Here is a 20,790-nt window from a genome sequence, read left to right as displayed (position 1 = left end):
CTTCGACCGTATCAGCCCCGCCACGGCCGATGCCAAATCGGGCCGGGTCGTGAGCACATGTCACGTCTCGCCGCCGCAACCCGCAACGCCTCACGACTCGGCGCCGTGACGCGGGTCTCGCGCGGGTCTCGGCGCGGGATGCGGCAGACTCGTCCCATGGCGAACCCGACCGGCGATCACTCCTGGCAGCGCGTCCCGATCGAGCCGCAGAGCATCGATGCCCCGCTCTCGCGCGCGGCGGTCTTCCTCGTCGTCACCGTCGGGAAGACCCCGGAGGCGCTGGCGACGGTGAAGGACGTGCTCGGCGACCTCTCCGGACTGGTGAAGACCGTCGGCTTCCGCGACCTCAACGCCCACCTGTCGTGCAACGTCGCGATCGGTGCGGAGTTCTGGCCGCGGCTCACGATCGCGCTGCCGCCGAAGGAGCTGCACCCGTTCCGGGAGGTGCGCGGGCCTGTCCACACCGCGCCATCGACCCCGGGCGACCTGCTGTTCCACATCCGGGCCGAGCGTGACGATTTCACGTTCGAGTTCGAGCGGCTGCTGCTGGCCGCGCTCGGCGACGCGGTGACCGTGGTGGACGAGGTGGTCGGATTCCGGTACTTCGACTCCCGCGACCTCCTCGGCTTCGTCGACGGCACCGCCAACCCGATGGGCCTCGACCTCGGCGCCTCCGCCATCGTCGGCGACGAGGACCAGGAGCATGCGGGCGGCAGCTACGTCGTGGTGCAGAAGTACCTGCACGACCTCGACCGCTGGAACAGCCTCCCCGTGCCCGCCCAGGAGGGCATCATCGGCCGCACGAAGCTCGAGAACATCGAGCTGGACGACGTCGAGCACGGCCAGAAGGCGCACAAGACCCTCGCGACGATCACCGACGAGGACGGCGTCGAGCACGACATCCTGCGCGACAACATGCCGTTCGGCCGGCCGGGCCAGGGCGAGTACGGCACCTACTTCATCGGCTACTCGAAGGCGCTGTGGGTCATCGAGCGGATGCTGGAGCGCATGTTCGTCGGGGAGCCGGCCGGCAGCTACGACCGGATGCTCGACTTCTCGACCGCGGTCACCGGCACCACGTTCTTCGCCCCGACCCGCGGCTTCCTCGACACCCTCGCGGACTGACCGCCGGCGCTGAGCCGACCCAGCGAGATGGCCGCCAGCACGATCGCGAGGCCGAGGAGCTGGCGCACGGTCAGCGCCTCCCCCGCCACCAGCACCCCGAGCAGCACGCCCGTCACCGGGTTGAGCAGGCCGACCAGTCCCGCGGTCGCCGGACCCAGCCTCCGCAGCCCGGCGAACCAGGCGAGGAACGCGAGCGCCGTCGCGACGACGGTCACGTACGCGAAGCCGAGCGCCGCCGGGATGTCGAGAGCGGGAGGCGCGCCCTCGACCGCGAGCGCGACGGGGAGCATGAGCAGGCCGCCGGCGACGAGCTGCCACGCGGTCGACGCCACCACGTCGATCCCGCCGGCCCAGCGGGTGGCGAGCACGTAGCCGAGCGACGACAGCAGCATCGCCAGCACGGCCGCCGCCACGCCGAGCGGGTCGACGACGAGCCTTCCGCCGAGGAGCATCAGCGCCACTCCCCCGACGCCGGCCACCCCGCCGACGAGGGCGAGCAGCCGCGGCCGCTGGCCCAGCAGCACCCACGCGAACACCGTCATCGCGAGCGGCGCCGCGGCCATGAGCGTCGCCGCGACGCCCGACGGCAGCAGCTGCGCCACGGCGTAGACCAGCGCGAAGAAGCCGCCGGTGTTGAGCACCCCGAGCACCGCCGACCGCCACCACCAGGCACCCCGCGGCAGCCTCCGTGCGACGAGGAGCAGCAGGAGGCCGGCCGGCAGCGCCCGGAGCACCGCGCCCCACAGCGGCTCGGGCGGCAGCACCGCCCTGGTGACCACGTAGGTGGAGCCCCAGGCGATCGGGGCGAGCGCGGTGACGGCGACCCAGCGCCAGCGGAAAGTAGCTTCCATGGAAGCTATCGTAGCGCCGCAGCGCCGCAAAGCTTCCCCGGAAGGTAAACTGGGCGCATGACCAGCGCCACCGGCCCCGACCGCGTCGCCCGCATCCAGGAGGAGTGGCGGCGCGAGCGGCCCGACCTCGACGTCTCGCCGCAGGGCGTGATCGGGAGGCTGCACCGCGTGGGCGCACGGCTCACGGAGGAGCTCGTGGCCGTCTACGCCGAGCACGGGCTCGCGGAGGGCGACTTCGACGTGCTGGCGACGCTGCGGCGGGCGGGCGAGCCGTACGAGCGCACGCCGGGCGAGCTGGCCGAGCACACCATGATCACCACCGGCGGCATGACGAAACGCCTCGACCGCCTGGAGCGCGCCGGCCTCGTCACCCGCCGCGCCGCCGAGGGGGACGGCCGCGGGAGGGTCGTCGCGCTCACCCCGCGCGGCCGCGAGACGATCGACGCCGCGGTCACCGACCACCTCGCGAACGAGCGCCGGCTGGTCGACCTGCTCGGCGCGCGCGACGCCGCCCGGCTGGAGGGCATCCTGACGCGCTGGCTGGCGCGGCTGGAGGACTGAGGCCACGGACCGGCTGGCTGAGATTTGGCGCACATCGTGGCGGCCCGCTTGGGCGCCGCGTCAAGCGCCCATGACGCTCCGTGACGCGGGCGCAACAGGCCGTCATGTTCGTGGCGGCGGCCGCACGCCGCGCGGTAGAAACGGTCGATCATGTCGCGCATCTTCACGAGCAAGCACAACCCGGGACGCGCCCGCTGGGAGCTGGTCGTCAGCCCCCAGGGCGACGTGTACGCGTTCCCGCTGACGCTGCCGATCGCGCAGCGCCAGGTGCTCGGCGGACACCGCAGGTATCTCGTCGGGAAGGTTTCTCGCGGCGGTCAGGCGTGGACCGCGGCGGGTCCGTCCGGCCTGATCTACGGGACGACCTTCCCGTCCCTCCCCGCAGCACTGGTCTGCATCGCCGACGAGGTCGACCTCGCACCGGTGCCGTGAAGACGGAGGAGCGCCGGCTCGGCCCGCAGGCCGCTACGCCGACGCCTTCGCCAGCGCGTCCTCCAGGGCGACCCACGGAAGCATCGCGCACTTCACGCGGGTGACGTACTTGGAGACGCCGGCCAGCGCGACCGCGTCGCCCAGCACCTCCTCGTCGCCCTCCAGCGCACCCTTGGAGTGCATCAGCTCGCGGAAGGCGGCCACCGCCTCCGTCACCCGAGCGGCCTCGACGTCGTGCACGAGGTCGCTGAGCAGCGACGCCGACGCGGTCGAGATCGAGCAGCCGTGGCCCTCCCAGCTGATCGCGGCGACGCGGCCGTCCGCGGCGGGATGGACGGCGACGGTCACCTCATCGCCGCAGGTCGGGTTGTACTGGTGCGAGCTTGCGGCGGCGTCGGGCTGCAGGCCGTAGCCGTGCTTCTCGCGCGCGTGGTCGAGGATGACCTGCTGGTAGAGGTTCTGGAGGTCCGCCGAGCTCATGCCGCCACCCCGAAGAAGGCGCGGGCGTCGGCGATGGCGGCGACGGCCGCATCCACCTCGTCCGCGGTGTTGTACAGGTAGGTGCTGATGCGCGTGCTCGCGGTCGCACCGAAGCGGCGGTGCACGGGCTGTGCGCAGTGGTGCCCGACGCGCACGGCGATGCCGCGGTCGTCGAGGAACTGGCCGACATCGTGCGCGTGGATGCCGTCCACGACGATGCTGGCGAGCCCCACCCGGGCAGAGCCCGCGCCGGGGCCGAGGACGCGGACGCCGGGGATCTCGGCGAGCCCGGCCAGCATGCGCGCGCCCAGCGCCTCCTCGTGCTCCTGGATGGCGTCCATGCCGACCGCGTCGAGGTAGTCGACCGCCGCCGCGAGCGCCACCGCCTGAGAGACCCGCTGCGTGCCGGCCTCGAACCGCTGCGGCGCCGGGAGGTACTCGGCGCCCTCCAGCGTGACCGTCGTGATCATCGACCCACCGGTGAGGAAGGGAGGCAGGGCGTCGAGCAGCTCCGAGCGGCCGTAGAGAGCGCCGACGCCGGTCGGGCCGAGCATCTTGTGACCGGAGAAGACGGCGAAGTCGACGTCGAGCGCCGGGAGGTCGACGGGCAGGTGCGGGACCGACTGGCACGCGTCGAGCACGACCAGGGCGCCGTGCTCGTGCGCGAGCGCGACGAGCTCGGAGACCGGAGCGACCGCCCCGAGCACGTTGGAGACGTGGGCGAACGCGACGACCTTCGTCCGCGGGCCGATCAGCTCGGCCGCCTGGTCGAGCCGCAGCGCGCCGTCGTCGGTGAGGCCGATCACGCGGAGGGTCGCGCCGGTGCGCGCCGCGAGCTCCTGCCACGGGATGAGATTGGCGTGGTGCTCCGCCTCGGTGACGACGAGCTCGTCGCCCGGGCCGAGCCGGAACCGCTCGGCGGCGGCGCCTCCGCGGCCGAGCGAGGCGTTGGACATGCCGTAGGCGAGGAGGTTGACGCCCTCGGTCGCGTTGCTGGTCCAGACCAGCTCGCCGGGGCGGGCGCCGACGAACCCGGCGACGCGCTCGCGCGCCTGCTCGAACAGCTCGGTCGCTTCGCCGGCGACGGTGTGCGCGCCGCGGTGCACGGCGGAGGTGTACCGCTCGGCGAAGGCGCGTTCGGCGTCCAGGACCTGGCGCGGCTTCTGCGAGGTGGCGCCGGAGTCGAGGTAGACGAAGGGATGCCCGTTCACCTCCCGGTCGAGGATCGGGAAGTCCGCACGAAGGCGGGCCGGGTCCAGAGTGTCGGTGCGCATACGGTTGTCAACGATACAAGCGCCGCCTGCAATCCCGCCGTGCGTTACGTCGCCGCTCCGGGTCGATATGAGCGCCGCCGCTAGGCTCGGAACATGGTCGAACGCACGAACGGGTCCCCCTGGTTCTTCATCGTGGGCGTCGCACTCGTGGTCGTCGGCCTCGCCGCTCCGCTGGTCTTCGACGCGGTGACGGGGCAGGTGCAGTGGCTCGTCCGCGGGCTCGGCGTGCTCGTCGCCATCGGCGGCGGCGTGCTGATCGGCTTCGGGCTGCGCCGGCGACGCGGACGCTGAACCCCGCCGCACGCCACCGGCGCGCCCTCCTCACGCCGCCGCGCGCGCCCCGATCGCGTCGAGCTCGGCGACAGCATCCTCCGGCAGCTCCAGCCCGGCGCCCGCGATGTTCTCGCGCAGGTGCGCCACCGACGAGGTGCCGGGGATGAGCAGGAGGTTCGGCGAGCGCTGCAGCAGCCAGGCCAGGGCCACGGCCATCGTCGATGCGCCCAGGCGAGCGGCGACGCCGCTCAGCGCGTCCGACTGCAGCGGCGAGAACCCGCCGAGCGGGAAGTACGGCACGTAGGCGATGCCCGCGGCCGCCAGCTCGTCGATGAAGGCGTCGTCCTCGCGGTTGGCGAGGTTGTAGAAGTTCTGCACGCAGACCACCGGCGCGATGGCCTGGGCCTCGGCGAGCTGGGCGCGGTCGACGGTGCTGAGTCCCAGGTGGCGGATGAGCCCCTCCCGCTGCAGCTCGGCGAGCGCACCGAACTGGTCGGCGAGCGAGCCGGGCTCCGGCCGCTCCAGGCCGCCGACGCGCAGGTTGACCACGTCGAGGCGCTCCAGGCCGAGGGAGCGGAGGTTCTGGTGCACCTGGTCGCGCAGCTGCTGCGGCGAGCGCGCGTGCGGCCAGCCGCCGTCGGCGTCGCGCTCGGCGCCGACCTTGGTGACGATGTGCAGCTCGTCCGGGTAGGGCGCGAGCGCCTCGCGGATGAGCTCGTTGGTGACGTGCGGGCCGTAGAACTCGGCGGTGTCGATATGGGTGATGCCCGCCTCCACCGCCGCACGGAGCACGGCGATGGCGCCGTCGCGGTCGGCGGGAGGGCCGAAGACGCCGGGGCCGGCGAGCTGCATGGCGCCGTAGCCGACGCGGGTGAGGTCGAGATCGCCGGTGCGGTAAGAGCCGCCCGGCAGGGTGTTCGCTGTCATGCCTCCAGCGTGCGCGCCGCCCGCCGCCGCAGGGAGTGCCCCGCGCATCCTGGTCGTGGCGAGCCTGGGGGTGCCGGGACCTGGCTGGCCGCCGGACACCGACCTAGACTCGGCCGGGTGAGCCCCTCCAGTCCCCTCGGCGAGTACCTCCGCGCGCGGCGCGAGCAGGTGGACCCCGCGACGGTCGGCCTCCGCGTCACCGGCATCCGCCGGACGCCCGGGCTCCGCCGCGAGGAGGTGGCGACGCTCGCCGGGATCAGCGCCGACTACTACCTGCGGCTGGAGCAGGGCCGCGACCGTCACCCCTCCCCGCAGGTGCTGGAGGCGCTGGCACGGGTCTACGGGCTCGACGCGGCGGCGACCCAGTACCTCCTCGGCCTCGGCGCGGCGTCCCCCGTGCGGACCAGGCCGGCGCAGCGCAAGCCGGTGCCCGCGGGCATCCGCCAGCTGCTGGAGGTGATCGGCCTCCCCGCGTTCGTGGAGGACCGGATGTACGACGTGCTCGCCGCGAACGCCCTCGCGACCGCGCTCTCCCCCGCGCTCCGGCCGGGCGAGAACCGCCTGCGCTCGGTGTTCCTCGACCCCGCCGAGCGCGAGCTGTACCCGGACTGGGAGCAGGCGACGGCCGGGCTGATCGCGAGCTTCCGCGCCTCCATCGGCACCGGCGCCGCCGAGGACCCGCGCATCGCGCAGCTGGTCGGCGAGCTGTCGCTCGCGAGCGATCACTTCCGGAGGCTGTGGGCGCGTCACGACGTGCGCGGGCTCGGCGGCGGCACGGCGCGGCTGCTCCATCCCCGGGTCGGGATGCTCGAGCTCAGCCGTGAGAAGCTGCCGGTCGGCGGCTCGGACGGCCAGCTGCTCGTGATCTACCACGCCGCCGCCGGCTCGGCGAGCGAGCGCGCCCTGCGCCGGCTGGGCGAGGACGCGACCCGCGCGGCGGAGCACGAGGAGGCGACGGACGCCTCCTCGTCCGCTACGCCGCCTTCAGCTCCCTCCCGTGCACGGTCACCGCGTAGATGACGAGCACGTCGATGGCGACCATCACGATCGACCACCACGGCTGCGCCGGCAGCGACATGAGCTGCGTGACCGCGTTGACCGCCGCCACCACGACGGCGAAGATGCGCGCCCACATCGCCCCGCGGAGCAGGAAGATGCCGGCCAGCAGGAGGCCGACGCCGATGATCAGCGCCCACCATCCCCACGCGGCCACGTTGAAGCTCGCGGTCCCGTTCTCGCCCACGAAGTAGGCGGTGTTCGGCCCGATGATCGCCATGATCCCGTAGAAGATGTCGATCGCCGCGCCGATGAACAGCATGACGGCTGCGAAGTAGGCCCAGCTGACCCATCCGGTCGCCTTGATGTCGGTCATGGTGCTCCCCTCTCTCAGCCGCATGATGCCTCCCCCGCGCACGCGTCGGCTATAGGCCATTTCCGGTCGCCTGCCGTGCACCTGCCGGTGGTACGCTCCCGGCCATCCGCGACCCCCGCGGCACCGCTGACCGACCCAGGAGGCCCCTCCCGTGCCCGACATCCCCGCCACCGACCTCCGCGAGTACATCGAGGATCTGCGGGCCCGCGGGTACACCGTGCAGGGCGGCCACACGCCAGACCCCGACCTCATCGACCCGCAGGGCAACCCCGTCTACACCTGGCAGGAGGGGTACCCGTACGAGGAGCGGATGAGCCGCGAGGCGTACGAGGTCGAGAAGTACAGGCTGCAGGTGGAGCTGCTGAAGTTCCAGTACTGGCTCGAGGACAACGACCGCCGCGCCGTCATCGTCTTCGAGGGCAGGGACGCCGCCGGCAAGGGCGGGACCATCAAGCGGTTCACCGAGCACCTCAATCCGCGCACCTCCCGGGTCGTCGCGCTCTCGAAGCCGAGCGACCGCGAGCGGGGGCAGTGGTACTTCCAGCGCTACATCCAGCACCTGCCGACGGCCGGCGAGATCGTCATGTTCGACCGCTCCTGGTACAACCGGGCCGGGGTGGAGCGGGTGATGGGCTTCTGCACGGACGACGAGTACGAGCAGTTCATGGCCCAGGCGCCGGCGTTCGAGAAGATGCTGGTGGATTCGGGAATCCACCTCACCAAGTTCTGGTTCTCGGTCTCGCGCACCGAGCAGCGCACCCGCTTCGCCATCCGCCAGCTCGACCCGGTGCGCCGCTGGAAGCTGTCGCCGATGGACCTCGCCTCCCTCGACCGCTGGGACGACTACACCGCGGCCAAGGAGGAGATGTTCCGCCGCACGGACCGCCGCCACGCGCCCTGGACCATCATCCGCTCCAACGACAAGAAGCGCGCCCGCATCAACGCGATGCGCTACTTCCTCAACCAGTTCGACTACGACGGCAAGGACACCAAGGTCGTCAAGCGCCCGGATCCGCTGCTCGTGATGCGCGGCAAGCGGGAGGGCGCGGACGAGTAAGGGGGCGATGAGCGCGTGTCGCCCGGCCCGCGTTAGCGCTCACACCCCCGCATCCTCTAGGGTGATCGCACCAGTAGCTTCAGCAGAGAGTTGCCGTGCATGTCCGAGTCGCCGCCGACGGACCGGGCCCCGACGATCTACGACGTCGCGCGGGCCGCGGGTGTGTCGCACCAGACGGTGTCGCGCGTCCTCAACGACCATCCGAGCCTCCGCGCCGAGACCAGGGACCGCGTGCTCGCCGCGATGGACGAGCTCGACTACCGCCCCAGCTCCGCCGCGCGGGCCCTCGTCACGAGCCGCACGCGCACGGTCGGCATCCTGACCTCCGAGAGCGTGCTGTGGGGCCCGGCCTCGAGCATCAAGGCGATCGAGGTGGAGGCGCGCGCGGCCGGGTACCTCTCGGTCACCGTGAACATCGACGGCCACGACGAGGACTCGATCCGCGCCGGGCTCGGCTACCTGCTGCAGCAGGGCGTCGAGGGGCTCGTCGTCATCGCGCCGCAGATCCGCGTCACGCGGGTCATCGAGGCCGCGGGGCTGCGCATCCCGCACTTCACCCTCCAGGCCTCCCCCGCGCTCTCGCCGACCGCGCTCGGCGCCGACCAGATCGCCGGCGCCCGGCGCGCGGTGCGCCACCTCATCGACCTCGGCCACACCGAGATCGTGCATCTCGCCGGCCCGCAGGACTGGATCGAGGCGGAGGCGCGGATGACCGGGTATCTGCGCGAGATGTCCGACGCCGATCTCGAGACGCGCCCGCCCCTCCTCGGCGACTGGAGCGCGGCCCGCGGCTACCGCGTCGGCCGCGACCTGATCAGCGCCCGGTCGTTCACCGCGATCTTCGCCGGGAACGACCACATGGCGCTGGGCCTCATCCGCGCGCTGTACGAGGCGGGGATCCGCGTGCCGGAGGAGGTCAGCGTCATCGGCTTCGACGACGTTCCGGAGGCCGAGTATTACGTTCCGGCGCTCACGACCGTCCGCCAGGACTTCGGCGAGGTCGGGAGGCGCACGATCGCGGCCCTGCTCGCCGCGATCGAGGGGCGCCCGGCGCCCGACGAGCCGTTCGCCGCGCCCGAGCTGATCGTGCGCGCCTCCACGGGGCCCGCGCGGCAGCTCTGAGGGCCCGTCTCCGAGCCCCGGAAGCGCGCGCACGCGAGGCCGCGCCGAAGAGAACAGTTGACACGATCGGGTCGGATAGGCGAACATCGTCCGCATGTGAGCGCTCATGTGACCGCTCACACGGCATGACACCACTGCATTCAATGGAGAAGGACACACAGTGCGCAAGCTCACCCGCCTCATCACAGCCGGCCTGGCCACCGGCGCCATCGCCCTGTCGCTCGCGGCATGCTCCTCCTCGTCGGGATCCTCCGGCGGAGGCGACGGCGGACTCATCGGCGTCGCGATGCCGACCAAGTCGTCCGAGCGCTGGATCGCCGACGGCAACAACGTCAAGAAGCAGCTCGAGGACGCCGGCTACCAGGTCGACCTCCAGTACGCGGAGGACGACATCCCCACCCAGGTCTCGCAGCTGGAGAACATGATCACCAAGGGTGCGAAGGCCCTGATCATCGCCTCCATCGACGGCACGACCCTGACCAACGTGCTGCAGGAGGCCGCCGACAGCGACATCAAGGTCATCGCCTACGACCGCCTCATCCGCGACTCCGAGAACGTCGACTACTACGCCACCTTCGACAACTACAAGGTCGGCGTGCAGCAGGCGAACTCGCTCCTCGCGGGCCTCGGCCTCACCGACCTGGAGGGCAAGGCCGCGGCCGACGCGCCGAAGGGCCCGTTCAACGTCGAGCTGTTCGCCGGCTCGCCCGACGACAACAACGCGACGTTCTTCTACAACGGCGCGATGGACACGCTGAAGCCGTACCTCGACGACGGCACGATCGTCGTCAAGAGCAAGCAGACCGACTTCAACACCGTCGCCACGCTGCGCTGGGACGGCGAGGTCGCGCAGAGCCGCATGGAGGACATCCTCACCAAGACGTACTCCGACGGCTCCAAGGTCAACGGCGTGCTCTCGCCCTACGACGGCCTCTCCCGCGGCATCATCTCGGCCCTCACCGACGCCGGCTACTCGGTCGGCGACTCCTTCCCGATCATCACCGGCCAGGACGCCGAGCTCGACTCGGTGAAGGCGATCGAGTCCGGCGAGCAGTACGCGACCATCTACAAGGACACCCGCGAGCTCGCCAAGGAGGCCGTGTCGATGGCGAAGGCCGTGCTCGGCGGCGACAAGCCGGAGGTCAACGACACCAAGACGTACGACAACGGCAAGAAGGTCGTCCCGTCGTACCTGCTCGACCCGGTCATCGTCACCAAGGATCAGATCCAGTCGGTCCTCGTCGACGGCGGCTACTACACCGAAGACCAGATCAAGGGTTGACGGACCGCGGGCGGGGCGTCCGGTCGCCCCGCCCGCCTTTCACCGGAGAAAGGCGCACAACGTGACCACGGACATTCTTCAGATGCGCGGCATCACCAAGACGTTCCCCGGCGTGAAGGCGCTGCAGGACGTCACCCTCTCCGTCGCCCGCGGCGAGGTGCACGCGATCTGCGGCGAGAACGGCGCCGGCAAGTCGACGCTGATGAAGGTGCTGTCGGGCGTGTACCCGTACGGCACCTACGAGGGCGACATCGTCTTCGAGGACCGCGTGATGCAGTTCGGCTCCATCCGCGACAGCGAGGCCGAGGGCATCGTCATCATCCATCAGGAGCTGGCGCTCAGCCCCTACCTGTCGATCGCCGAGAACATCTTCCTCGGCAACGAAGTGCTGGGCTTCGCCGGCCTGATCGACTGGAACAAGACCAACGCGGCCGCGGCCGAGCTGCTGGCCAGGGTCGGGCTCAAGGAGAACCCGACCACCAAGATCCTCGACCTCGGCGTCGGCAAGCAGCAGCTCGTGGAGATCGCGAAGGCGCTGTCGAAGCGGGTGAAGCTCCTCATCCTCGACGAGCCCACCGCCGCGCTCAACGACGAGGACTCGGCGCACCTGCTGGGGCTGATCCTGCAGCTCAAGGAGCAGGGCATCACCTCCATCATCATCAGCCACAAGCTCAACGAGATCCGCAAGGTGGCCGACTCGGTCACGGTCATCCGCGACGGTCGCATCATCGAGACCATCTCGAAGGGCGACGTGACCGAGGGCAGGATCATCAAGGACATGGTGGGCCGCGACCTCGAGCACCGGTACCCCGACCACACGCCGGAGATCGGCGAGGAGATCCTCCGCGTCGAGAACTGGACCGCGCACCACCCGCAGGACCCGTCCCGCGTGGTGGTCGACAACGTCAGCCTGAACGTGCGCCGCGGCGAGATCGTCGGCATCGCCGGGCTGATGGGCGCAGGGCGGACCGAGTTCGCGATGAGCCTGTTCGGGCGCTCCTACGGCACCCGCATCTCCGGCACCGTGTACAAGGCGGGCAAGGAGATCCGGATCAGGAACGTCTCGGACGCCATCCGGCACGGCATCGCCTACGCCACCGAGGACCGCAAACACTACGGCCTCAACCTCATCGAGGACATCAAGCGGAACATCTCGCTCGCCTCCCTCGACAAGCTGTCCACCGGCGGGCTGGTCGACGACAACCGTGAGTACGAGGTCGCCAACCGGTACCGCACGAGCATGAACATCAAGTCGCCGACCGTGCTGTCGAAGGTGGGCAAGCTCTCCGGCGGCAACCAGCAGAAGGTCGTGCTGTCCAAGTGGATCTACGCCGACCCCGACGTGCTCATCCTCGACGAGCCGACGCGCGGCATCGACGTCGGCGCCAAGTACGAGATCTACAACATCATCAACGAGCTCGCGGCGCAGGGGAAGGGGATCATCGTCATCTCCTCCGAGCTGCCGGAGCTCCTCGGCATCTCCGACCGCGTGTACGCGCTGTCGGAGGGCCGCATCACGGGCGAACTGCCCATCGAACAGGCGACCCCCGAGGCGGTCCTCACCCTCATGACCCAGGAGAAGCAGCGATGACCAAGGTCGACAACACCAGCGAGACGGCGGCGGGAGCTGCCGTCAACCCGCCCGACAACGCGTTCACCCGCCGCATCCAGCACGTGATCTCGGATCTCGGGCGCAACGGCATCTTCCTCGCCCTGCTGGTCGTGGTGGTGCTGTTCGAGTTCCTGACCGGCGGCATCCTGCTCCGGCCGCAGAACGTGTCGAACCTGATCGTGCAGAACGGCTACATCCTCATCCTCGCCATCGGCATGGTGATGGTCATCGTGGCCGGCCACATCGACCTGTCGGTCGGCTCGATCGCCGCCTTCGTCGGAGCCATCTCGGGCGTCTTCGCGGTCAACCTCGGCCTGCCGTGGTGGCTGTCGATCATCCTCTCGCTCGCCATCGGGGCGGTGGTCGGCGCGTGGCAGGGCTTCTGGATCGCCTACGTCGGCATACCGGCGTTCATCGTGACGCTGGCGGGCATGCTGATCTTCCGCGGGCTGGCGCTCGTGGTGCTCGGCAACGCGAACATCGGCTCCTTCCCGTCGGAGTACCGCGCGCTCGGCAACGGCTTCCTGACCGACCTGTTCGGCGACATGGACCTCGACCCGCTGTCGCTCGGCGTCGGCGTGCTCGCGATCGTCGCCTTCGTCGTGCAGCAGGTGCGGGTGCGCAAGGGCCGGCAGAGCTACAACCAGGACGTGGAGCCGCTGGCCTGGTTCGTCACCAAGCTGGTGCTGGTCTCGGCCGGCATCGCGCTCTTCGCCTACGCGCTCGCCACCTTCAAGGGCATCCCGGTCACCCTCATCGTGCTCGCCGTGCTGGTGCTGATCTACGGCATCGTCATGAACCGCTCGGTGTTCGGCCGGCACGTCTACGCGATCGGCGGCAACCTCCACGCGGCCGAGCTGTCCGGCATCAAGACGCGCAACGTCACCTTCTGGCTGTTCGTCAACATGGGCTTCCTCGCGGCGCTCGCCGGGCTGGTGTTCACCGCGCGGCTCAACCTGGCGGGTCCGAAGGCCGGCGACGGCTTCGAGCTGGAGGCGATCTCGGCGGCCTTCATCGGCGGTGCGGCGGTGCAGGGCGGCGTCGGCACCATCGGCGGCGCGATCATCGGTGGTCTCATCATCGGCGTGCTCAACAACGGCATGTCGATCATGGGCATCGGCATCGAGTGGCAGCAGGCGGTCAAGGGCTTCGTGCTGCTGCTCGCGGTCGCGTTCGACGTCTACAACAAGCGCCGCTCGGGCGGCCGCTGAGCGCGTAGGCTCGCTCCCGACATGGCCGACTTCTCCCGCTACCTGCCGCTCAGCCAGCGTCCACCGGTGGACGAGTCCGGCGTGAGCAACGACTGGCGGGCGCTGACGGCCGGGCGGCGGGCGGGGGGGGGGGGCCCCCCCCCCCCCCCCCCCCCCCCCCCCCCCGCGGGGCCGGGGGGCGCCCCCCGCCCCCGCCCCCCCCCCCCCCCGCGCCCCCCCCCCGCCCCCCGGGGGGGCCGGCCGGGGGGTCCCCCCCGGGGGGGGGGGGGGGCGGGGGGGGGGGGGGGGGGGGCCCGGCCCCCGCCGCCCCCCCCCCCTCCCCCGCCGACGTGCTGCTGCTGGAGCAGCTCGCGGACCGGCTCTCCGCCACCCGGCTGGAGCGGCTGGCCCGCCGGGTCGGGATCGGCGACGGCCCCGCGGAGGCCGGCGCCGACCTCCCGGTCACGCTCGGACGCCTCTCCGCGCTGGCGGCGGCGCGTCGTGACGGCGGCGGCCCCAACGGCATCGCGGAGCTGGTGGAGGTGGTGCGCACCGAGGCGCGCTGCCACTCCCTCGGCGCGGTCCCCGCGCTCGACCCGATGGTCGCCGGCAGCATCGCGCTGTACGCCCTCACCCGCTCGCCCGTGAGCCTGCGCGCCGCCGTCGCGGGCCGTACCCTCGCGCCGGTCGACGCGCCCTGGCGGCTCGGGCACGGCAGCGAGCTGCGCACGGACACGGCGGCCGTGCTCGACTTCCTGCTCGACGACGGGCCGGTGCCGCCCGAGGTGCCGTAGCCGATACTCCCGAACGCCGACGCCGTCCACCTCCTGTTCCGGTCGCCCTCGCCCGCCTACGCTGCCCGCAGACCGACGACCACCCCGCCATGAGCGGGCGAACGGGAAGAGGCACGACGATGAGCGATCGAACCCCCGCCGAGGACCGGCGCATTCCGGAGGACCGGCGGCCGGCCGGCGAGACGCGGCCCGTGGGCGAGACGCGGCCGGTCGACGCGACGCGGCCGGTCACGGAGACGCGGCCCGCCGCCGAGGACCGGGCCGCCGACGCCGTCGCTGCTCCGACGTCGGGACGCGCCCTGCGCGACGACGTGGTGGCGCGCGAGCGGAGCGAGTTCGGCGGCATGAAGTTCGGATCCGCCTTCTTCGGCTGGCTGACCGCGACCGGCATGGCGGTCGTGCTGACGGCGATCGTCGCCGCGGCGGGCGCCGCCGTCGGGCTCGGCGTCACCGGCGACCCCGACGAGGCCGTCGACGAGGCGAACCGCAATGCGGCGACCATCGGCGTCGTCGGCGCGATCGCGGTGATCGTGATCCTGTTCGTCGCGTACTTCTGCGGCGGCTACGTGGCCGGCCGGATGGCGCGCTTCGACGGCGCGAAGCAGGGGCTCGCGGTGTGGCTGTGGGCCGTGATCATCGCGGTGGTCGTCGCGGTGCTGAGCCTCGTGCTGGGGAGCCAGTACGACATCCTCGCGAACATCAACAGCTTCCCGCGCATCCCGCTCGCCGAGGGCGACGTGACCCTGACCGGCATCATCACCGCGGTCGCGGTGGCGATCGTGAGCCTGGTCGGCGCCATCCTCGGAGGCCTGGCGGGGATGCGCTACCACCGCCGCGTCGACCGGGCCGGGCTCGACGGAGTCGAGGTCGCTCGGTAGCGACGGCCCGCGGCCTGGTCTGTACCGGTTCCGACGCCCGCCGGCCCGGGCCATGCTGGACGCATGACGGTCACCTGGTCGCTCCTCGGCGTCCCGTCGAGCGCGGGCGGTCACACGCCCGGCATGGACCTCGCGCCCGCCGCGATCCGGGAGGCCGGGCTCGCCGACCGGCTCCGCGCACGCGGGCACGTCGTCGCCGACGCGGGCGACGTGCGCGGCTTCCGGCGCCGGCCCGACCCCGAGCACCTCGACCGGCAGAACATCGCGGAGGTGGGCCGGGTCGCGGAGGACACGGCGGCGGCCGTCGCGGGCCTCCTCGCCGCCGGCACCGTGCCGCTCGTCGTCGGAGGCGACTGCATCGTGACCGTGGGCGTGGTCGCCGGGTTCCGCCGGGCGGAGCTGCGCACGGCGCTCCTCTACCTGGACGGCGGTCCCGACCTCTACACGCCCGGCACGATCGAGTACGGCAACGTGGATGCGATGGGCGTCGCCCACCTGCTCGGCCTGCCCGGCAGCGACCCGGTGCTGGCGGGCCTCGGGGGCGCGTCTCCGCTGCTCCTGCCCGACGAGCTCGTGTCGTTCGGCGACGCGCTCCCGGACGACCGCGACGACCTCGAGCGCGAGCGGCTCGCACGGCTCGGCATCGCGCGGTTCCCGGCGGCGCTCGTCCACGAGGACGCGTCGGCCGCCGCTCTGGCCGCCCGCTCGGCGGTGGAGGCGGCGGGCGACCGGTTCGTCGTGCACTTCGATGTGGACGTGCTCGGCCACGCGCACCTGCCGCTCGCCAACATGCCGAACGCCGACGCGCCGCCGTGGGGGCTCACGGTCGCCGAGGTGGAGGTCGCACTGCGGACCTTCACGGCGAGCGACCGGTTCGCCGGGATCGTCCTCACGGAGGTCAACCCCGGGAACGCGCCCGACGCCTCCACGCTCCGCGACTACGTCGAGCTGGTGGTCGCAGGGCTCGGCTGAGCCGCACGACGCCTCACATGCAGAGCCGGGTCGCCTCGGCCGCGTAGCCGCCGGCCGCACCGGCCAGGTCGCCGCCGGCCGCGGCGGCGTCGGCGACGGACGCCCAGGCGGCACGCAGCGCCGCCGCGTCCTCGCCCGAGAGCCGCGGCACGCAGCGGGCCTCGATGGCGGCGGCGAAGTCGCGGAGGTCCTGCGGCACGGCCGCTCCCGGCGCGGCATCGGCGTAGCCGCCGTCGCGCAGGCTCGAGTCGACCAGTGCCCACAGCTGCGAGAGAGGCGCGTCCTCCGCCGCGACGGGCCCCTGCTGCGCGGCGGGCGCGCTCGGCGCCGGATCGGGCGCCCGGCTGGTGGAGGTCGGGATCGGGTGGAACGTCCCGTCCGATGAAGACCCTCCCGCCGCCGGCCCTCCCGCCGCCGTCACCGCGGTGCACGCCGTCAGCGCGGCACCGACGATCACCAGCCCCACCAGTGCGACGACCCGTCTCATGCGCTCCTCCGTGCTCCGTCGCCGGGCAGCGCCCGGAACCGTCCTTCCGCCGCCCGGGCGGCGGCGTCCAGCTGCCGCAGCGCCGCACGTCCGGCGAGCGTGATGCCCGCGATGACGGCGGCCGCCGCCCCCAGCACGAGCAGCCAATAGAGCGCGTTCGCGGCCATCATCCCGAGTCGCGGATCGCCCGCGAGCGTGGCTGCGTCGAGCCACGTCCCCGGCTCGGGGACCAGCGCAGGGCACAGCAGCACGGCCGCCAGACAGGCGGCGTACCCGGCGGCGACGAGAACGAGCACCACCGACGACAGGGCGCGGCGCACGGCTGCGGCGTCATCCCCCATCGCGCCTCCCCCCGGTGCGTGTCATCGGAACCCTAGCAGCGACCCCGCGCCACCGCATCCGCCCCGGAGTAGCATGCCGCACGGGAGGGATGACGATGACGACGCTCCAGGGACGCGAGGGCAGCGCGCTGCTCGTGATCGACGTGCAGAACGGCGTGATCGGCGGCGCGTACCGCCGGGACGAGGTGGTCGAGACGATCCGCGGTCTCGTCGACCGCGCCCGGGCCGAGGGGGCGCCGGTGGTGTGGATCCAGCACTCCGACGACGGCATCGCGTACGGCAGCGACGAGTGGCGCATCGTGGACGCGCTCTCCCCCGCCGACGGCGAGCCGGTCGTGCACAAGCATTACGCCGACGCCTTCGAGGAGACCTCGCTCGAGGAGGTGCTCGCCGCCGGGCGCATCGGCCGGACCATCCTCACGGGCTCGCAGACCGACGAGTGCATCCGCTCCACCCTCCACGGCGGCATGGTGCGCGGCTACGACGTGACCCTGGTCGGCGATGCGCACACGACGGAGGATCTGAGCGAGTGGGGCGCCCCGGCTCCCGACCTCGTGATCGCCCACACCAACCTGTACTGGTCGAACCACCGCGCGCCCGGCCGCACCGCCGAGGTGGCCGATGCGGCGGAGGTCGTGCTCGGCTGAGCCGAGCGGCGCACCCGGCCCGCCGACCGCACGCCCAGCCGCGCCCGATACGCTCGGAGCATGGCCGACGACCTCGCGAACCTCCTGGGCGACGTCGGACCCCTGGTCTTCTATCTCGCCGTCTGGGGCCTGGTGTTCGCCGGGACCGCGCTGTTCGTCGGAGTGTTCATCCCGTTCATCACCGGCGACTCCCTGCTCTTCGGCGCGGGCCTGCTCACCGGCGTGAACCCGGAGCTCTCGATCTGGGTGCTCGCGATCGGCGTCGGCGTCGCGGCCGTGCTCGGCGACCAGGTCGGCTTCTGGCTCGGCCGCCGGCTGGGGCGCCCCTATCTGACGCGGCGCGGCGGGCGCTGGGTGCAGGCCGGCGTGCGCCGCGCGGAGCGCTTCTACGAGCTGTTCGGCTGGTGGTCCGTCGTGATCAGCCGCTACATCCCGTGGGGCCGGGTCTTCATCCCGCCGATCGCCGGCATCAGCGCGATGAAGTACTGGAGGTTCTTCACGGCCAACGTCGTCGGCGCACTCAGCTGGGGCGTGCTCATCACGGTGATCGGGTACGCCGCCGCGGTGAACCCGAGCGTGCGGCCGGTGGCCTACATCGTGGCCGGCGTCGTCATCCTCGCCTCGATCGTGGCCGGCGTGCGGGCGTGGGTGCTCGACCGGAGGTCCCGGCGGGAGGCCGAGCAGCCCCGCTAGGCTGGAGCCGCAGCGAGCGAAGGAGCATGCATGGCCGACGGCGTCCTGACGGGCATCCGCGTCGCCGACTTCTCCCGGGTGCTGGCCGGCCCGTACTGCACCATGATGCTGGCCGACTTCGGCGCCGACGTGGTCAAGATCGAGAGCCCGTCCGGCGACGACACGCGCTCCTGGCGCCCGCCGGTGGACGACGCGGGCGAGTCCACCTACTTCGCCGCCGTCAACCGCAACAAGCGGTCGGTCGTCTGCGACCTCGGCTCCCCCGACGGCCTCGCCGCCGCTCGCCGTCTGGCGGAGTCGGCGGACGTCGTCGTCGAGAACTTCCGGCCCGGCGTGATGGAGCGCTTCGGGCTCGACGAGACCACGCTGCGCTCCGCGAACCCGGGCGTGGTCTACTGCTCGATCACCGGGTTCGGGCGCGAGGCGGGCGCCGGACTGCCCGGCTACGACCTCCTCGTGCAGGCCGTCGGCGGACTGATGAGCATCACCGGAGCGCCGGACGGCGAGCCGAGCAAGGTCGGCGTCGCGCTCGTCGACGTGCTCACCGGCCTCAACGCGTTCTCCGGCATCCTGCTGGCCCTGCGGGAGCGCGACCGCACCGGCCGCGGCTCCCGGGTCGACGTCGACCTGCTCGGCTCGCTGCTCGCCGCGCTCACGAACCAGGCGTCGAGCACCCTGGCGACGGGTCGCGCACCCGGCCGGCTCGGCAACGCCCACCCGAGCATCGCGCCGTACGAGCTGTTCGCCGCGGCCGACCGCGAGCTGGTCGTCGCCGTGGGCAACGACCGCCAGTTCGCCGCCTTCGCCGCCGCCCTGGGGCTGCCCGCGCTGGCCACGGACGCCCGGTTCGCGACCAACGAGGCCCGGGTGCGCGAGCGGGAGGCGCTGCGCGCGGCGCTCGCGCCCGTCCTGGCGACGCGCGGGGCGGCCGAGTGGGTCGCGCTGCTCTCGGCCGCGCGCGTCCCGGCGGGGCTCGTCAACAGCGTCGCGGAGGCGTTCGACTTCGCGTCGTCGCTGGGCCTCGACGCCGTCGCGACGACGCTCGACCCGCAGACGGGCCGCACCTCCCGTCAGCCTGCGACACCCATCCACCTCGACGCGGCCCCGGCCGTGCACCGCACGCCTCCCCCGCTGCTCGGCGCCCACGACGCCCGGTGGGCGGATGAGCCCAGCGACCACCGCCCCGCCGAAAGGACCGCCCGTGACCACGACGCTCGATGAGGCGTTCAGCATCGACCATCTCCTCACCGACGAGGAGCGCGCCTGGCGCGACCGGGCCCGGGCGTTCGCGACCGACCGCATCCGCCCGGTCATCGAGCAGGACTTCGAGGACAAGCACTTCCGCCGCGAGCTCGTCGCCGAGCTGGGCGCGCTGGGCGTCCTCGGCATGCACCTCAAGGACGACGGCTGCGCGGGTGCCGGGGCCGTCAGCTACGGGCTGGTGTGCCAGGAGCTGGAGGCGGCCGACAGCGGGTGGCGCACCTTCGTCTCGGTGCAGGGCTCGCTCGCCATGAGCGCCATCTCGAAGTTCGGCTCGGCCGAGCAGAAGGCGGAGTGGCTGCCGCCGATGGCCCGCGGCGAACGCATCGGCTGCTTCGCCCTCACGGAGCCGGACGGCGGCAGCGACCCCGCCGCCATGCGCACACGGGCGCGCCGCGAGGGCGGCGACTGGGTGATCACGGGCACCAAGCGCTGGATCGGCCTGGCAGCGCTCGCGGACGTCGCCGTGGTCTGGGCGGCGACCGACGACGGCGTCCGCGGCTTCCTGGTGCCGACCTCCACTCCCGGCTTCTCGGCCACGGCCATCGACGGCAAGCTGTCGATGCGCGCGTCCGTGCAGTGCGATGTCGTGCTCGACGGGGTGCGCGTGCCGGAGGAGGCGATGCTTCCGGGCGCGCGCGGCCTCTCCGGGCCGTTCTCGTGCCTCAACGAGGCGCGCTACGGCATCGTCTGGGGCGCGATGGGCGCTGCTCGCGACTGTCTGGAGGTGGCGATCGAGCGCAGCGTCACGCGCGAGGTCTTCGGCCGCCCCATCGGAGCGACCCAGCTCATCCAGGAGAAGCTCGCGAACATGCTGGTCGAGTACGAGAAGGGCATCCTCCTCGCGCTCCACCTCGGCCGGCTCAAGGAGGCGGGCCGGCTCACCCCGACCCAGATCAGCGTCGGCAAGCTCAACAGCGTACGGGAGGCGCTCGCCATCGCGCGCGAGGCCCGAACCATCCTCGGCGGCGACGGCATCACGAACGCCTTCCCGGTGATGCGGCACATGGCCAACCTGGAGTCGGTCCGCACCTACGAGGGCACCGACGAGATCCACACGCTCGTGCTCGGCCGGGCGCTGACGGGGCTGGCGGCGTTCGGCTGAGGCCGGCCGCGGGCCGTTCCCGCGGGCACCCCATCGGTGGTAGCTTCCGACCAAC

The 20,790-nt window shown here is 72.4% G+C and carries 24 protein-coding genes; 17 read left to right on the top strand and 7 right to left on the bottom strand.

What is annotated here, in order from left to right; genetic code table 11:
• The first annotated feature begins 156 nt into the window (after positions 1-156).
• A complete protein-coding gene (locus ACR9ZG_RS02670) occupies positions 157-1,125 on the top strand; it encodes a Dyp-type peroxidase (RefSeq protein ID WP_481283275.1) in 969 nt (322 codons plus the stop codon).
• On the opposite strand, the gene ACR9ZG_RS02665 is transcribed toward ACR9ZG_RS02670, so the two are convergent.
• Positions 1,035-1,976, bottom strand: coding sequence for a DMT family transporter (locus ACR9ZG_RS02665; RefSeq protein WP_481283274.1), 942 nt, complete (start codon positions 1,974-1,976; stop codon positions 1,035-1,037). The two genes, ACR9ZG_RS02670 and ACR9ZG_RS02665, sit on opposite strands and share 91 nt — an antisense overlap.
• A 57-nt stretch (positions 1,977-2,033) precedes the next feature.
• Here ACR9ZG_RS02665 and ACR9ZG_RS02660 point away from each other — a divergent pair, with 57 nt between their 5' ends.
• Together ACR9ZG_RS02660 and ACR9ZG_RS02655 are read left to right on the top strand one after the other, a co-directional pair.
• Entirely contained in the window at positions 2,034-2,537 is a 504-nt protein-coding gene (locus tag ACR9ZG_RS02660) for a MarR family winged helix-turn-helix transcriptional regulator (RefSeq protein ID WP_481283273.1), read from the top strand.
• Positions 2,538-2,687: 150 nt separating this feature from the next.
• Positions 2,688-2,969 carry a hypothetical protein gene (locus tag ACR9ZG_RS02655; RefSeq protein WP_481283272.1) on the top strand — a complete coding sequence of 94 codons (282 nt, stop codon included), beginning with the start codon at positions 2,688-2,690 and terminating at the stop codon, positions 2,967-2,969.
• A gap of 33 nt (positions 2,970-3,002) precedes the next feature.
• Here ACR9ZG_RS02655 and sufU read toward each other — a convergent pair whose 3' ends face one another.
• Together sufU and ACR9ZG_RS02645 are read right to left on the bottom strand one after the other, a co-directional pair.
• Positions 3,003-3,449: a Fe-S cluster assembly sulfur transfer protein SufU gene (gene sufU, locus ACR9ZG_RS02650; protein WP_481283271.1), complete on the bottom strand. Its 447-nt coding sequence runs from the start codon at positions 3,447-3,449 to the stop codon at positions 3,003-3,005.
• Complete coding sequence (locus ACR9ZG_RS02645; protein WP_481283270.1) at positions 3,446-4,723, bottom strand: SufS family cysteine desulfurase; 1,278 nt, start codon at positions 4,721-4,723, stop codon at positions 3,446-3,448. Before ACR9ZG_RS02645 ends, sufU begins: the two co-directional genes overlap by 4 nt.
• A gap of 93 nt (positions 4,724-4,816) precedes the next feature.
• Between ACR9ZG_RS02645 and ACR9ZG_RS02640 the strand changes: the two genes are divergently transcribed.
• Positions 4,817-5,014, top strand: a complete 198-nt coding sequence (locus tag ACR9ZG_RS02640; RefSeq protein WP_481283269.1) for a hypothetical protein — start codon at positions 4,817-4,819, stop codon at positions 5,012-5,014.
• A gap of 30 nt (positions 5,015-5,044) precedes the next feature.
• Here ACR9ZG_RS02640 and ACR9ZG_RS02635 read toward each other — a convergent pair whose 3' ends face one another.
• On the bottom strand, positions 5,045-5,923 hold the full coding sequence (locus tag ACR9ZG_RS02635) for an oxidoreductase (RefSeq protein ID WP_481283268.1): 879 nt from the start codon (positions 5,921-5,923) through the stop codon (positions 5,045-5,047).
• A gap of 117 nt (positions 5,924-6,040) precedes the next feature.
• Between ACR9ZG_RS02635 and ACR9ZG_RS02630 the strand changes: the two genes are divergently transcribed.
• Positions 6,041-6,943, top strand: coding sequence for a helix-turn-helix domain-containing protein (locus tag ACR9ZG_RS02630; RefSeq protein ID WP_481283267.1), 903 nt, complete (start codon positions 6,041-6,043; stop codon positions 6,941-6,943).
• On the opposite strand, the gene ACR9ZG_RS02625 is transcribed toward ACR9ZG_RS02630, so the two are convergent.
• Positions 6,897-7,295 carry a DUF7144 family membrane protein gene (locus ACR9ZG_RS02625; RefSeq protein ID WP_481283266.1) on the bottom strand — a complete coding sequence of 133 codons (399 nt, stop codon included), beginning with the start codon at positions 7,293-7,295 and terminating at the stop codon, positions 6,897-6,899. The two genes, ACR9ZG_RS02630 and ACR9ZG_RS02625, sit on opposite strands and share 47 nt — an antisense overlap.
• A 151-nt stretch (positions 7,296-7,446) precedes the next feature.
• Between ACR9ZG_RS02625 and ppk2 the strand changes: the two genes are divergently transcribed.
• The 8 genes from ppk2 (at position 7,447) to ACR9ZG_RS02585 (ending at position 16,202) form a co-directional block, all read left to right on the top strand.
• Positions 7,447-8,352 carry a polyphosphate kinase 2 gene (gene ppk2, locus ACR9ZG_RS02620; protein ID WP_481283265.1) on the top strand — a complete coding sequence of 302 codons (906 nt, stop codon included), beginning with the start codon at positions 7,447-7,449 and terminating at the stop codon, positions 8,350-8,352.
• A 99-nt stretch (positions 8,353-8,451) separates the two neighbouring features.
• A complete protein-coding gene (locus ACR9ZG_RS02615) occupies positions 8,452-9,474 on the top strand; it encodes a LacI family DNA-binding transcriptional regulator (protein ID WP_481283264.1) in 1,023 nt (340 codons plus the stop codon).
• Positions 9,475-9,634: 160 nt separating this feature from the next.
• The gene (chvE, locus tag ACR9ZG_RS02610) at positions 9,635-10,756 is read left to right on the top strand and encodes a multiple monosaccharide ABC transporter substrate-binding protein (protein WP_481283263.1); all 1,122 of its coding nucleotides are present in this window, start codon (positions 9,635-9,637) and stop codon (positions 10,754-10,756) included.
• 61 nt (positions 10,757-10,817) lie between these two features.
• Positions 10,818-12,347 carry a multiple monosaccharide ABC transporter ATP-binding protein gene (gene mmsA, locus ACR9ZG_RS02605; RefSeq protein ID WP_481283262.1) on the top strand — a complete coding sequence of 510 codons (1,530 nt, stop codon included), beginning with the start codon at positions 10,818-10,820 and terminating at the stop codon, positions 12,345-12,347.
• Positions 12,344-13,579: a multiple monosaccharide ABC transporter permease gene (gene mmsB, locus ACR9ZG_RS02600; protein ID WP_481283261.1), complete on the top strand. Its 1,236-nt coding sequence runs from the start codon at positions 12,344-12,346 to the stop codon at positions 13,577-13,579. Before mmsA ends, mmsB begins: the two co-directional genes overlap by 4 nt.
• 329 nt (positions 13,580-13,908) lie before the next feature.
• Positions 13,909-14,352, top strand: coding sequence for a hypothetical protein (locus tag ACR9ZG_RS02595; protein WP_481283260.1), 444 nt, complete (start codon positions 13,909-13,911; stop codon positions 14,350-14,352).
• Positions 14,353-14,471: 119 nt separating this feature from the next.
• The gene (locus ACR9ZG_RS02590; protein WP_481283259.1) at positions 14,472-15,230 is read left to right on the top strand and encodes a hypothetical protein; all 759 of its coding nucleotides are present in this window, start codon (positions 14,472-14,474) and stop codon (positions 15,228-15,230) included.
• Positions 15,231-15,293: 63 nt separating this feature from the next.
• Positions 15,294-16,202: an arginase family protein gene (locus ACR9ZG_RS02585; protein ID WP_481283258.1), complete on the top strand. Its 909-nt coding sequence runs from the start codon at positions 15,294-15,296 to the stop codon at positions 16,200-16,202.
• 13 nt (positions 16,203-16,215) lie between these two features.
• Here the strand turns inward: ACR9ZG_RS02585 and ACR9ZG_RS02580 are convergent, their stop codons facing one another.
• Both ACR9ZG_RS02580 and ACR9ZG_RS02575 read right to left on the bottom strand, forming a co-directional pair.
• Entirely contained in the window at positions 16,216-16,689 is a 474-nt protein-coding gene (locus ACR9ZG_RS02580) for a hypothetical protein (protein WP_481283257.1), read from the bottom strand.
• Positions 16,686-17,030 (bottom strand): hypothetical protein, encoded by a 345-nt coding sequence (locus ACR9ZG_RS02575; protein ID WP_481283256.1) that lies wholly within the window; start codon positions 17,028-17,030, stop codon positions 16,686-16,688. The genes ACR9ZG_RS02580 and ACR9ZG_RS02575 overlap by 4 nt, the downstream gene beginning before the upstream one ends.
• 95 nt (positions 17,031-17,125) lie before the next feature.
• On the opposite strand from ACR9ZG_RS02575, the gene ACR9ZG_RS02570 reads away from it, so the two are divergent.
• Genes ACR9ZG_RS02570 through ACR9ZG_RS02555 form a run of 4 tightly spaced genes read left to right on the top strand, consistent with a single transcriptional unit; the run spans position 17,126 to position 20,735 of the window.
• On the top strand, positions 17,126-17,677 hold the full coding sequence (locus ACR9ZG_RS02570) for an isochorismatase family protein (RefSeq protein WP_481283255.1): 552 nt from the start codon (positions 17,126-17,128) through the stop codon (positions 17,675-17,677).
• Between the two features lie 60 nt (positions 17,678-17,737).
• Positions 17,738-18,370 carry a DedA family protein gene (locus ACR9ZG_RS02565; protein WP_481283254.1) on the top strand — a complete coding sequence of 211 codons (633 nt, stop codon included), beginning with the start codon at positions 17,738-17,740 and terminating at the stop codon, positions 18,368-18,370.
• A 30-nt stretch (positions 18,371-18,400) separates the two neighbouring features.
• The gene (locus ACR9ZG_RS02560) at positions 18,401-19,591 is read left to right on the top strand and encodes a CaiB/BaiF CoA transferase family protein (RefSeq protein ID WP_481283253.1); all 1,191 of its coding nucleotides are present in this window, start codon (positions 18,401-18,403) and stop codon (positions 19,589-19,591) included.
• Positions 19,572-20,735 carry an acyl-CoA dehydrogenase family protein gene (locus ACR9ZG_RS02555; RefSeq protein ID WP_481283252.1) on the top strand — a complete coding sequence of 388 codons (1,164 nt, stop codon included), beginning with the start codon at positions 19,572-19,574 and terminating at the stop codon, positions 20,733-20,735. The genes ACR9ZG_RS02560 and ACR9ZG_RS02555 overlap by 20 nt, the downstream gene beginning before the upstream one ends.
• Positions 20,736-20,790 lie beyond the last annotated feature (55 nt).

The organism is Leifsonia sp. KNZ12-8B, assembly GCF_056755495.1.
Note: the sequence above shows the minus strand (reverse complement) of the source record. Positions and strands in the feature narration are given on the sequence as shown.